The sequence below is a fragment of the Corynebacterium ulcerans genome (assembly GCF_900187135.1).
GTDB classification, from domain to species: Bacteria; Actinomycetota; Actinomycetes; order Mycobacteriales; family Mycobacteriaceae; genus Corynebacterium; species Corynebacterium ulcerans.
This window is the reverse complement of sequence record NZ_LT906443.1, coordinates 427083-440152: the sequence shown is the minus strand read 5'-3', so window position 1 is coordinate 440152 and position 13070 is coordinate 427083. Positions and strand designations below refer to the sequence as shown.

Here is a 13070-nt window from a genome sequence, read left to right as displayed (position 1 = left end):
CACCGCGTACTCGTAGAAAAACATGAGATGTTAATGTGCGTAATCGAGTGCTAATTGTGAGAAGCGTACTTCGCCTGCAGCATCGGAAGCATCAAGGTCAACAGTTCCAACAAAAGCAAAGGCGTTATCACCCGCAGGATCTTTGATTATCTGGCGTACTTGCCATTCTCTGCCAGAAGCCTGTACCAGGAAGTACTCCCGCCCACGAGCCTCCGGTCCAGTATCAAGATCCGAATATTCGTCAAAGTAATCATCCAAGGCAACTCCGAAATCGGGAACTTCGCTGAGATATGCGAGCATCTCTTTGAGTTCGTCTTCTTTCTCGTCTGCGAAAAGCTGGACGAGTCGGAACATTGTGTTACGCACCATAATGGTGAAGGCACGCCTATTAGCTGTAAGCGCGGTTGGGTCTTCCACTCCGAAAGCTAGTTCGCGTTCAAGAGTCTCTTGAGAAATCGGCGCATCGGGGTCTGCCATCTGAGCCCATTCGTCGACAAGCGAAGAGTCCACCTGGCGGACGACCTCTCCCAGCCAAATGATGACGTCGTCAAGCTCTTCGGTGCGATACTCAGCAGGGACGCTGTGCTGCAGCGTTCTCCACGCATCGGTGAGATACCGCAGCACGACGCCCTCAGAACGTGCAAGGCCGTATGTGGCTATCAGATCACTGAACGTCATGCCGTGTTCGATCATGTCTCGGACTACAGATTTGGGGCTTAGCTCAAATTCTTTAGCCCATGGATGACCTTGAGCGTATATCTCGAAAGCATTCTCTAATTCATCCTCTAATGGTTTTGGCCATGTGATGTCCTCGATCAATTTCATGCGTTCGGTGTAGTCAACGCCCTCTGCTTTGAGTGCAGCTATCTCGGTTGCGCGTGCTTCCTTTTGCTGCGCAATCAAAACCTGTCGAGGATCATCCAAAATAGCCTCGAAGGTACTAATCACGTCAAGGACAAAAGTGTCCGATTGACGGTCAAGCAGTTCAAGAGAGGCTAGCGCGAAAGGCGCCAAGGGCTGGTTGAGTGCAAAGTCTCGTTGCAGCTCCTGGGTAATCGCATAATAGCGGCCGGTTTCATCCGGGGTTTCTAGCTTCTCGACGATCCCAGCGTTGAGAAGCCCCCTGAATAATTCAAGGCACGTCAGGATGTCTTTATTTTGCTTTTCACGCGAATCATGGTTGTTACGAAGCAACTGTTTGAGATGCATGTAGCCATCACCGGGGCGGCTAATGATATTGAGCAGCATTGAATTAGATACCCGGAACTGGCTTTGCAAATGCTCCGGTTCCGCGGTGCTGAGGCGCTCGTAGGTGCGTTCTCCCCAGACAACATCGCCGTCACGCGCCGATTTTTTGCGTAACTTTTTTAGTTTTTTGGGGTCGCTACCTGCTCGTTGTCGGAGTCGCCAATTTTCAATTTCAAATTCAGGAGCCTCGATTACCACAGACCCGACTGTGTCAAAGCCAGCTCGTCCCGCACGACCTGCAATTTGGTGAAACTCCCGAGACGCAAGGATACGCTGTTTCGTGCCATCAAATTTAGCGAGACCAGTAAACAACACGGTGCGAATAGGCACATTAATGCCCACCCCTAAAGTATCTGTGCCACAAATTACTCGCAGAAGACCCGTCTGAGAGAGCTTCTCCACTAGGCGGCGGTATTTGGGCAACATACCGGCATGATGTACCCCAATACCGCGACGCAGTAGCTTGGAAAGAACATGGCCAAAAGTTGTGGTGAACTTAAAGTCACCGATCTCTTGCACGATTTTTTCTTTGGCATCATTGTCTATGATCGTCATGCTCGTCAGCGATTGGGCGCGTTCGATCGCCTCCCGCTGGGTGAAATGCACAACGTAAATAGGGGCCTTACCCGTTGAAAGAAGGTCTTCAATAGTCTCATGGATGGGCGTATAAACATAAGAAAATTCCAGCGGGACTGGCCTCGTGGAACCGGAAACTAGCTGGGTATCGCGCCCAGTGCGCTGTTCCAGATCTTTTTCTAAGAAGGAAGTATCGCCTAATGTCGCTGACATGAGCAGGAACTGTGCCCGAGGGAGCTCCAAGAGTGGCACTTGCCAGGCCCAACCGCGACCAGGTTCGGAGTAATAATGGAACTCATCCATGATGACTTGGTCGATGTCAGCGCGAGCGCCGTCCCGAAGTGCAATGTTGGCTACAATCTCGGCCGTGGCACAAATGATAGGAGCGTTGCCGTTAACGGTGGCATCACCCGTCATCATTCCTACTGACTCGGGGCCGAAAATATCGCATAGCGCGAAGAATTTTTCGCTGACAAGAGCCTTGATGGGGGCCGTATAAAAAGAGCGTTGTCCCCGCGCCATTGCAATAAAATGAGCTGCGGTAGCAACCATGGACTTTCCGGAGCCCGTAGGGGTCGCCAAGATAACGTTGTCTCCGGCAAGGATCCCCAGAGCGGCTTCTTCTTGGGCCGGATAGAGAGAAATTCCCTTAGCCTTTGTCCACCCCAAGAAAGAGTCAAAAATAGCGTCGTCTAAAAGCGACGAGGGGACTTCTTCTAGGTCGGGGAGCATCTGAGTAAGGTTCACAGTGATTAACCCTAGCCGGGTTTGTTGTCGTGTGCTGAAACACGTATCACATGCGCTAAGAACAGAAAGGAAAATGGGGGAATAGCTATACGACATGACAAAGCAGGGAGGGAATAACGTGTTCATTCCCTCCCTGGTGGGGCTGTTTTTGACGTTAGAGCTCCGTTTCCCCATCTGGCTCGTCAGTGTTGTCTGTGGAAGTTGAGGGGTCTTTATCGTTCTCGCTTTTTCCACCGTTTAATGAACGGTTGTCGATGTCTGCAAGGAATTTCTCAAATTCTTCTCCCAGCAGCTCAGCGTTAGGTACGGCACTTTCTCCTGGCATGACAGCCTCAGGATTTGCCTCACGGTACCGCTCAAGTTCTTCGTCGTATTGTTGCTCCAAAAGGCGAACAACATTTTCGATTTCTGCAGAACTTGCAACTTGTTCTTCAATTTGAAGAGCAACCTTGCGAGAATCCTCTTCTAATGTGCGAAGCGGAAACTTTAACCCGGTGGAAGATGAGACAGCTTCAAGCAAGCTCAGCGTTGCTTGTGGATACGGTGATGCAGAAAGATAGTGCGGAACATGTGCGGTGTATCCGGCTACGTTTCGTCCTTGCTTGTTGAGCAGGCGCTCAAGCTGAAGCGATGCAGACCCCGGGACTGTGATCTTGGTGTCTAAGCTGAAATGATGATCGATTAAATCCGCGGAATTTCCGTGAGCGGAAACCACCATGGGCCGGGTATGTGGGGCAGCCATAGGGGCTGCATACAGACATATGGTGCGAGATACCCCAAAGCGCTCTACGAGATCCGCGACGGCTTTAGTAAAAGCATCCCACCGAAGATCTGGCTCGGGTCCAGAGAGAAGTAGGAAAGGCGTTCCCGAATTATCTCGGAGAACCTCAATACCTAATGCGAGTTCCTCTGCGCTAACAATATTATTGTGTTCGATGGTTACCGAGGGGCGCCGGGATCGGTAGTCGATGAGCTCGTCATTATTAAATGAAGCCACTGGCCTATGGTCGAGAGCTGCAAGCAAATGCTCCGCACTGGCATCGATTGCATGTCCAGCGTCCGCATAACCCTGGAGCGCAACGATGAGAGTTGGGCCTTCACTGTCCTTCAAGGACACTTCAGGCGCAGGGAACTCTAATTCGTACATGCGAGCGTTTTTCTCTTGCATGTTACTCCTCCTAAACATCTTCCCACATCTTAATAGCGTTCATAGTGCCGGACGAAAGACACAACGAGGTCACTATTTACGCTAAGCCCTCCATTTTAGTCTGTTTTACGATAATGCGGGTAAGCGGTAGCGTAGTCTTCTCCACAGAACACAATAGTGGCGTTGAACAGCCATTTCTCTGTGTACTTTCAACAACAGATCGTGTGAGCTTTTTGTTCCACGCTGAGCATTTTTCGCGGGTGCCAGTGCTTTTGTAGAAGCATCCACTAGAGATAATAGAAAAGTTGTTGTACACAGACAGCAACAGAAACCTAGAGTTATCCACCGATAAGAGTGGTTCAAGTATGAGGCACTGTCCAACCTGGAACAGTCTCAGTAGAAATTTGAGACATGAACATTGTCTTTACTCCGAGAGAAATACTTGCCAATATCCCTGGTTTGCTTGGCTATTACCCGCATGAGTCCTTGGTATTTGTCACCTGTGTCAAAAATTCTGAGAACCGTATAGTCCTCGGTCCTGTGCTGCGTCTGGATATTAACGATGCTAGGCATCTGCCGGATGTAGATCAGGCATTAAGCGTTGTGGAACCGGAATTTGTGATGGGTTTTGTGATTACGTCACGATTAAGTGCAGAACAGATCGAAGATTTGCGAGACTATCTTTCCCAATTGTCTCATTGTGGGATTCTGCACCTGGATGGATGCTGGATTACTACGGATATTGCTACGTCACAGCGATACCGGGCGTTGTTCCTGGGCGATGACGCACAGCGATGGGCAGATAAGGATCGATGCTGGCAGGAAGGTGAGATCTCGCAGATTTCAGCCTCTCGTACTAGCCAGGCTTTGCTCGAATGTGGAGAATTGCCTGCTATCAGTCGTGGGGAAGCCTTTCACTATTTTGAGGCAACAGGGGAGCAGCTGGAGGATTTGGATGTTGCCTCTTTGTGCCAAAGTGCATTAATGCGAGCGCAAGCAATAAAAAGTGACAAGCAGCAGGGATGCGACTTAATTAAGCAACTTCGTATGATCCTCATGTCGGCTTGGGAATCCCCCGCAGACACGCATTATCTTAATAATGCGCATTTAAACGTAGTGAGAGAGATATTGTCGGATTCCTTCCTCAGAGATTTATGCCTCTCCGAGTTTCTTGAACAGCCGGAAGCCGCACGACGTGTGACTCGTGAAGTTGCACAGCTCTCATCAGGTAATATCCGCGCCAACGCTTTGTGCGTTTATGCCATTAGTTGTTGTAGCACGCCTTTGTCTCCGCGGATTCCTATTGCCTTGGCTAGTGCTTTGGATGACAATCCTGACCACCGTCTTAGCCGCTTACTGTTAGCTGGGTATCAAACTGGGGAGCTAGCCCGTGTGTACGAGGCTGTGCAGGAAGGAGTACAACAAACATGGGAGTCTCTTGGCTTTTGCAATGACGGGAAAACGAATGCAGCAGCATAAGCTTCTACGTTTATGCTGCTGCAGAACGGTGGAAAAATCGGTTATTTACGCGCGCTATGGGCACGTTCTCCCAGCTTAGAGGTAAAAGACCATGCATCTTCAACAATGGTGGAAAGATCGGTGCGCGTAGGATGCCATCCCAGTTCTGACTGGGCTTTGGCTGAAGACGCAATCAATACAGCTGGATCACCAGCTCTGCGTGGCGCAACCTCTGCAGGAATGGGATGGCCCGTCACCGTACGGCACGCTTCTATGACCTGCTTGACCGAGAAGCCTTCTCCAGAACCAAGATTGAAAATTCTATGGACACCCGGTTGATTGGACTCCATAGCTAGAACGTGAGCATCGGCGAGATCTCGAATATGGATGTAATCGCGAACCGCAGTGCCGTCTTCAGTGGGCCAATCGTCACCGAACATAAGAATCTTGTCTCGGTGTCCCAATGCCACCTGGAGTATCAGAGGAATGAGGTGGGTTTCCACTTCGCGATTCTCACCGATGTCTCCGTAAGCTCCGGCAACATTGAAATAGCGAAGGCTCGTAGCGCTCAGACCGTAAGCGTGTGCATAAGACGTGATGGCGTGGTCGATAGCAAGCTTAGTGGCGCCGTAGGGATTGGTCGGCTGGGTGGGGAAGTCCTCTGTGATGGGGACTGACGCTGGCTCGCCGTAGGTTGCCGCAGTAGAAGAAAAAACCAGATTTGTTACGTTGTTGGTGCGCATCGCGTCCAAAAGCGCCAACGTGGTAACAAAGTTGTGTTGCCAGTACTCGGATGGTTTTTCCACTGATTCGCCAACCAAAGAGCGTGCTGCAAAGTGCAGGACAGCATCGTATGAATCAGATGCGAGTATCTCGTTGGCTTTGTCGCGGATATCTCCTTCGACAAGACTGGCTCCAGCAGGCACAGCCTCCCTGTTACCAGTAGAAAAGTTATCTACGATTGTAACTTCGTGGCCCTGTTCCAGAAGCACTGCAGCGCAGACGCTTCCTACATATCCAGCTCCGCCAGTGACAAGGAGTTTCATGTGTGTGCCCTTTAAATTTCTTCGATTCGTACTGCGTGAGCTAGGTCGTCGATAAGCTCTACTGTTTTTTCTCCGTGAGTGATAATAACTCGACCGTCTACCTCGCTGAGCGTGACGGTTGTGCCAATTCGAATGTCTGCGTCGATAAGTGCCTGGAACTGATCAGTATCCACTTGAAGGATCTCGTTGATCTGAACTATGCGTACGTCCCTAGGGGTGGAACGGGCTACGTCAACGGCACGCTTGCCGGGCTCTTCCTTTTTCTTCAGGGAAACACCGAGTTCGTCTAAACCGGGGATTGGGTTGCCAAAGGGGGAACGTGTGACGTTATCGAGGACTTCGACGAGGCGTCGTTCTACTTCGTCGCTCATGACATGTTCCCAGCGGCAGGCTTCATCGTGAACTTTGTGGATATCAAGGCCAATAATGTCCGTAAGGAGGCGCTCTGCAAGGCGGTGTTTGCGCATTACAGCAGTGGCTAGAGATCGTCCAGTGGGTGTCATTTGAAGGCTGCGGTCGGATGCGACTACGACGAGCCCGTCGCGCTCCATACGGGCAACTGTTTGGCTAACTGTAGGGCCTGACTGATCGAGGCGTTCGGCGATGCGGGCGCGAAGGGGAGTAACCCCCTCTTCTTCCAGCTCGTAAATGGTCCGCAGATACATTTCTGTGGTATCGACCAAATCTTTCATTTTTAACCTCTTTCCTTTATCCACCGTGGGGCAGGCTAATCAAAGTTCGTGGCGAGTTCTCCTACATAAATCTATATGGATTCTGTCGAACTTGCAGGTTTGGGCTAGGTAAGATGTCTGCGGCGTGTAAACCGCATGCACTAGAAATAGAATATCAGAATGGGTTGCTGGGGATAAATTGAAAACTTCAATTAATTAGTGATGGAAAACCAAACTCCCTTGAAACAAAAGTTGTCTGATTCAAGGGAGTTTCTAGATGAAAGGCTCGTTAGATTGCGTAAGCGCGAAGCTTATCGGCGCGGGCGCCGTCGCGAAGCTTAGTCATGACTTCGCGCTCGATTTGGCGGACGCGTTCGCGAGACAAACCGAATTGACGGCCGATCTGATCAAGAGTTCGGGGAACTCCATCGTCTAAGCCATAACGCATTCGAATAACGTCTTGTTCTCTTTGCTCAAGAGTGTCTAGGACTGAACGAATATCGGAATGGCGCAATGAAGCGACGACAGCGGACTCCGCATCGGTTGCTTCAGAATCTTCGATGAAATCACCCAAGGGGGCTTCTTCATCAGCGCCGACCGGCATATCTAAGCTGACTGGATCGCGAGATTGGCGCAACAGAAGTTCGATTTTGGACTCATCGATTCCGGATTCTTCTGCAAGCTCCTCATTGGTAGCTTCCCGGCCAAGGTGTTGATACATTTCACGCTTGATTCGTGAGAGTTTGTTGACCTGTTCTACGAGATGAACTGGAAGACGGATGGTTCGTGACTGATCAGCCATGCCTCGTGTGATTGCCTGTCTGATCCACCACGTTGCGTATGTGGAAAATTTAAAGCCCTTGGAATAATCAAATTTTTCCATGGCTCGGATAAGGCCGAGGTTCCCCTCCTGGATGAGGTCGAGAAGCGGCATGCCGCGGCCGGTATAACGCTTAGCTAGGGAGACGACAAGGCGGAGGTTTGCCTCAAGGAGATGTGCGCGAGCTTTGCGACCGTCTTTGACTAAAACTTTAAGGTCTCGTTTCATCGCGCGTGTGAGTGGTTCTTTCGAGTCCTCTAAAAGATGCGCAGCATAGAGTCCAACCTCAATAGTTTGAGCTAGCTCTACTTCATCTTCTGCGGACAACAAGGCAGTTTTTCCGATGCCATTGAGATAAACGCGGACGAGGTCTGCAGAGGGATTATCGTTAGTTTGTCCGCGGCGGCTTCCGCGGTCAATCAACTCCTGAGCTAGTTCTTGGCTGGATGATTCTGTCATCATGACCTCCTCAAGTCGGCGCTTCTATGGGACTCAACGGAAAAACCTCTGAAAAAGTTCCCGATTAGCTTTGATGGATTAACTTGGGGTTATCTCTTAGCCCCGAAAGAGTGCATACGGATAGATACCCCGGATAAATCAGCACTCCACTATCACTGTGAAGGGACCCTGATTTACAGAGGAAATTTCCATTGTTGCACCAAACTGACCTTCCTCCACGTGGATCCCGCGTTGCTTTAATGCTGTGGCGATCTTTTCCATGATGGGCTCTGCTTCTTCTCTCGGAGCCGCCTCTGACCATGAAGGTCGTCGGCCTTTAGCGGTGGCACCCATAAGCGTGAACTGGCTGACTAAAAGAACAGGGGCCTGTGCCTCGGAAACACTTTTTTCGCCTTCGAGAATGCGAAGTTCCGCAATTTTCCGGGCCATTGTTTTCCACGCATCAGCGTCGTCGTTTCTTCCCACGCCTACCAAGGCGAGAATGCCTCCTGTATCTGGCGCATTAATACTGCCTACGACGCGTCCGTCTACGGACACGGATGCTGAACTTACTCTTGTGAGTACTGCACGCATGTGGCCTACCAACCCGTTGTGATGTCTGCGGGGAGGATAATCCCATGCTGAATGAGGGCAACGATGGGTTGGATAAGGGCTGCACAGAGAGCATCGTCTTCAAGACCATTGCTAAAAGCATAAAGACCAGCGACTTCACGCAGAGACAGCCCTGTCGGGTGCAACCCCGCAATAATGGCGGCGATGTGCTGGTCTACGTCGTGACTAAAGCGGAAACCGTCGGTTCGGGTCAGTCTTAGTGCAGCTGGTGCAAATCCCATGCCTGTCTCCACATCCGTTGTAGAGACATCTTCTTTAGCCACACCAGGGCGTAGATAATATTGAGCGTCCAGAATTGCCTCTGCGTCTTTAGACCGTAGCCATTCCATTCTTACGAAGTGTTCTTGAACTTCGTCGCCCACATAGGCGTCGATGGGGTGGGAAATATCTTCAAAGACTACTTCGGAGGGAAGGTGGTCGTCGATACGCTTTATTGCGATGAAACCGAATCCCACCGCGGTGACATGGGCGCGGTCAAAGTGTTGCAACCAGTGCTGCGTGCGCTGTGCTCCCTCGCTACTGCGAGGATCTACAGACTCGTCTCTTAACCAGGTGTTGACGTAGTCAATGCTATCGACGATGTCTCGTTGGATGAACCATGCTGATATCCCTTTCTCGGGAATCCATGATGCAACTCGTGCTGGAACAGATTCTTCTTCGCGATACACCCAGGAACCCAATGCATGAAGGCAACCTTGTTCTTTGAGATGCTCGACTCCACCTCGGACAACGCACTCGGTGGCTCCATCTAAATCGAGGCCGGAGTCACGATAGACATGTCCAATTTCTGGGGGGCCGACAACAAAAGGCGGGTTGGCTACGATCCGGTCAAATTTTTCGCCGGACACGGGCTCAAACCAGGAGCCAGAACGTATGTCGAGCGATACTTTATTTGCCACACCGTTAGCTTCTGCGAAATCAAGAGCGCGGTCATGGACATCAGTCGCGACGATTGTGCGTGCGTAGGGAGCTTGCCCCAGTGATTGAATGCCGGATCCCGCGCCGAGGTCGAGCAACGCGTGAACAGGTGTTCGTGGAGTCGTCGATAGTAGCGATAAACTGGCGGCGCCGATACCCAGGACATGGTCTTTCCCCGGAACGTGGCCTGCGGCCATAGAAGCATCCATGTCGGAAAAAACCCAAACCAATCGACCATCGATCAAGGTACTGCGAATGTCGATCCCAATAGTGACGAGGGAGTCCTTCTCCTGTGCCATTCCGAGCGTTAAAAGAGCGTCGATGATCTGTACGCCGAGGACGCTGTCAAGGTGCCGTCGAGGCACCTCAGCATGTACCAGAAAAGCTTGTATCAGGATGGCTAGTGGTTCTTCTTCTCGTGTGCGCAGCGTATAGAGGATTGACGCGGGTTCACCTCGGGCTATAGAGGAAAAAGCTGCAGGTCCTAGATATTCTTGCAACGCTGCAGGGGTGAAACCTACCTCTTCAAGTACCTGGACAAGCTGGAGTGAGATCTCAGTGAGAGTACTGCGCATGTATGTAGCACGTCTTTCTGTGAAATGGCGTGGAGAAGCCGTGGGTGAAGCACTGTAGAAACCGTAACAGGTGTTAAGTAATGGAAGCTAAAGGAAGGAGCGCGGAGAGGGGGTTAGCGTGCCGACTCCTGCCTGTGTCGCTTATAGTTCGGTGCTGTGCTACAGCGGTCACGTAAGGTTTTGTGAGACATTATCGTCTGTGTCATCAGCGTCAATAACCATAGGTTGGTTTGTTGTGGCGGAAGGCGCAGAAAGCTGTTGTTGATCGTTGTGAGCGTTATTTAAATAGCGCTCTTGTTCTCGCGCTGCAGCAGGTTTATACACGGTTGGCGCACGAGGATCTCTCTTTTCTCCTACGCCGTTGGCAATGACAACGGCGATCCAGGGGAGTGGTACGCAGATGATAAAAAGAATTACTGATAAAACCATGTTGTGCATCCAGATATATGCAGCCATGGCTGCAAGCAGAAAAGGAATCCGTAATCCTTGAATCCAGGAGTAAACCACTTCTCGATGATGGCGGTCTTCCGAGGGGCTCTTCTTGGCATCGGTGACTAATTCCACACGGTGGCCCATGAGACGGCGTAAAACACGAGTCTTTCGGCTTAGCTTGAGCTCGGCTACCTCAGTATCCGCAAGATTATGCTCACTGTGATCTCCTTGACGCTGCTGCATAACCTCCTAGGGTAGACCCATGTAGCCGAGACCACACATTGTGGTGCAATATAGGTGGAGTGAGTACGAGCACGCAGACCATCGAACGTCCAGACATCAGAGAAGACAATCTCACTGGTGATGACACCCCGAAGTTCTTCCATTATGTGAAAAAGGATCAGATTGTTGATTCTGCAATTTCAGGAAAAATGGTTGTCGCTCTGTGTGGAGAAACCTTCCCTGTAACCAAACAAGCTAAGCCTGGGTCGCCTGTATGCCCAGACTGCGAGCGTATCTATAGGGGTCTACGTAAAAAGTGAAAAGCGACCTACGCGCCTGGCAGCGCAAGGCGCTTACCAAGTATTTGATGAAGGGCCCGCGGGACTTTCTTGCAGTAGCTACTCCTGGTGCTGGTAAAACCACCTTTGCCTTGAGGGTTGCTACGGAACTGAAAGAAAACCGTACTGTCGACCGGGTTATCGTCGTTGTGCCTACGGAGCACTTGAAAGTGCAGTGGGCTCAGTCAGCCGCACGAGTGGGGTTGGCTCTAGACCCTTACTTTAAAAACTCCGATGCAGTTAACCCCCAATACGATGGCATCGTGGTGACCTATGCGCAGGTTGCTATGCACCCGTTTAAGCACCATGCGGTGTCTACCGCAAAGCGCTCATTGGTCATCATGGATGAGATTCACCATGGCGGCGATGCTAAAAGCTGGGGCGACGGAATCCGCGATGCTTACGGTGACGTGGAACGTCGATTAGCTTTGACCGGAACTCCTTTCCGCTCGGACGATTCCACGATTCCGTTTGTCCGCTATGAAGAAGACGGCGAAGGCCACCTTGTGTCCCAGTCGGATCACACATACGGCTATTCGGATGCATTGGCTGATGGCGTAGTGCGCCCCGTGGTGTTCTTGGCATATTCTGGCGAGGCCCGCTGGCGCACAAACGCGGGCGAGGAATTTGCTGCGAGATTAGGAGAACCTTTAAATCCGGAACAGACAGCGCGCGCGTGGAAGACCGCTCTAGACCCCAGGGGCGATTGGATACCTGCAGTACTGCAAGCTGCCCATACGCGGTTATTGCAGCTGCGCAAACATATTCCTGATGCTGGTGGTCTTGTGATTGCAACGGATAAAACGACGGCGCGAGCTTACGCCAAGATTTTGGAGCGTTTGTCTTCCACACCGGTCACTGTGGTGTTGTCTGACGAGGCCGGAGCTTCGCAGCGCATTGAAGACTTCAATGGGTCTACCGATGAATGGATGGTAGCGGTGCGCATGGTGTCTGAAGGAGTGGACGTCCCTCGTCTTGCCGTTGGTGTGTATGCAACATCCGCATCCACCCCATTGTTCTTTGCGCAAGCAATTGGGCGCTTCGTGCGGTCCCGAAGAAAAGGCGAGACCGCATCGGTATTTCTTCCTTCTGTTCCGGTCTTGCTTGATCTGGCGTCGAAGCTGGAAAACTCACGTGACCACGTTTTGGGTAAGCCAGATAGACCCAGTGAAGGTTGGGATGACGAGTTGTTGGCCCAAGCAAACAAAGAAGAGACCGAGAAGGATGACCTGCCTAGCTATGAGTCGCTGGGAGCGGACGCAGAGCTAGATTCGCTGATCTATGATGGCTCGTCCTATGGAACGGGTACTTTTGCAGGATCAGACGAAGAAGCTGATTATTTGGGACTTCCAGGGCTTCTCGACGCCGACCAGATGCGTGCGTTGCTCCGAAAGCACCAAACTGAGCAACTTGATGCGCGAGATGCGGAAGCAAAAGAACGCGAAAGGAATGAAGAAAGCGTTAAAGCAACACAACAGCAGGATTCTGCAGACCGGGTTGCAAGCGTTGAGATTCCTCGACTCCGCAAAGAGCTCAATGCTTTGGTATCAGTGACAGCTTCACGCACTGGTAGGCCCCACGGAGCTATTCACACTGAGGTGAGAAAAAAATGCGGTGGCCCTCCCACCGCCATGTGTTCAGCCGAACAGCTCCAATCACGTATTGATTATTTACGTCGCTGGTAAAGAGCGAAGTGAGCTGTAGTGCTCGATGCGTTACGGTGGCCTGCTTTAACTGAAAAAGAAACACTATTATTGCGAAAATGATTACTTTGATAGGCATAATGGAGCCTACAAGTATT

The 13070-nt window shown here is 51.1% G+C and carries 11 protein-coding genes; 3 read left to right on the top strand and 8 right to left on the bottom strand.

Going from position 1 to position 13070, the window contains the following annotated elements; genetic code table 11:
* Positions 1 to 30 precede the first annotated feature (30 nt).
* Both CKV68_RS01945 and CKV68_RS01940 read right to left on the bottom strand, forming a co-directional pair.
* Entirely contained in the window at positions 31 to 2571 is a 2541-nt protein-coding gene (locus CKV68_RS01945; RefSeq protein ID WP_167376954.1) for a DEAD/DEAH box helicase, read from the bottom strand.
* A 154-nt stretch (positions 2572 to 2725) separates the two neighbouring features.
* On the bottom strand, positions 2726 to 3739 hold the full coding sequence (locus CKV68_RS01940) for a PAC2 family protein (protein WP_013911689.1): 1014 nt from the start codon (positions 3737 to 3739) through the stop codon (positions 2726 to 2728).
* Between the two features lie 390 nt (positions 3740 to 4129).
* On the opposite strand from CKV68_RS01940, the gene CKV68_RS01935 reads away from it, so the two are divergent.
* Positions 4130 to 5197, top strand: a complete 1068-nt coding sequence (locus tag CKV68_RS01935) for a DUF4192 domain-containing protein (protein WP_095075493.1) — start codon at positions 4130 to 4132, stop codon at positions 5195 to 5197.
* Positions 5198 to 5238: 41 nt separating this feature from the next.
* Here CKV68_RS01935 and galE read toward each other — a convergent pair whose 3' ends face one another.
* The 6 genes from galE to CKV68_RS01905 form a co-directional block, all read right to left on the bottom strand.
* Positions 5239 to 6222 carry a UDP-glucose 4-epimerase GalE gene (galE, locus tag CKV68_RS01930; protein ID WP_013911687.1) on the bottom strand — a complete coding sequence of 328 codons (984 nt, stop codon included), beginning with the start codon at positions 6220 to 6222 and terminating at the stop codon, positions 5239 to 5241.
* 11 nt (positions 6223 to 6233) lie between these two features.
* Positions 6234 to 6914, bottom strand: coding sequence for a metal-dependent transcriptional regulator (locus tag CKV68_RS01925; protein WP_013911686.1), 681 nt, complete (start codon positions 6912 to 6914; stop codon positions 6234 to 6236).
* 268 nt (positions 6915 to 7182) lie between these two features.
* On the bottom strand, positions 7183 to 8172 hold the full coding sequence (locus tag CKV68_RS01920) for a sigma-70 family RNA polymerase sigma factor (RefSeq protein ID WP_014525892.1): 990 nt from the start codon (positions 8170 to 8172) through the stop codon (positions 7183 to 7185).
* A 138-nt stretch (positions 8173 to 8310) separates the two neighbouring features.
* Positions 8311 to 8745, bottom strand: a complete 435-nt coding sequence (dtd, locus tag CKV68_RS01915) for a D-aminoacyl-tRNA deacylase (RefSeq protein ID WP_095075492.1) — start codon at positions 8743 to 8745, stop codon at positions 8311 to 8313.
* A 5-nt stretch (positions 8746 to 8750) separates the two neighbouring features.
* Positions 8751 to 10277: a DUF7782 domain-containing protein gene (locus CKV68_RS01910; protein ID WP_095075491.1), complete on the bottom strand. Its 1527-nt coding sequence runs from the start codon at positions 10275 to 10277 to the stop codon at positions 8751 to 8753.
* A 168-nt stretch (positions 10278 to 10445) separates the two neighbouring features.
* Complete coding sequence (locus CKV68_RS01905; RefSeq protein ID WP_038618686.1) at positions 10446 to 10952, bottom strand: DUF3099 domain-containing protein; 507 nt, start codon at positions 10950 to 10952, stop codon at positions 10446 to 10448.
* 59 nt (positions 10953 to 11011) lie between these two features.
* Here CKV68_RS01905 and CKV68_RS01900 point away from each other — a divergent pair, with 59 nt between their 5' ends.
* Together CKV68_RS01900 and CKV68_RS01895 are read left to right on the top strand one after the other, a co-directional pair.
* Complete coding sequence (locus CKV68_RS01900) at positions 11012 to 11251, top strand: DUF3039 domain-containing protein (RefSeq protein WP_013242069.1); 240 nt, start codon at positions 11012 to 11014, stop codon at positions 11249 to 11251.
* Entirely contained in the window at positions 11248 to 12954 is a 1707-nt protein-coding gene (locus CKV68_RS01895; RefSeq protein ID WP_095075490.1) for a DEAD/DEAH box helicase, read from the top strand. The genes CKV68_RS01900 and CKV68_RS01895 overlap by 4 nt, the downstream gene beginning before the upstream one ends.
* Positions 12955 to 13070 lie beyond the last annotated feature (116 nt).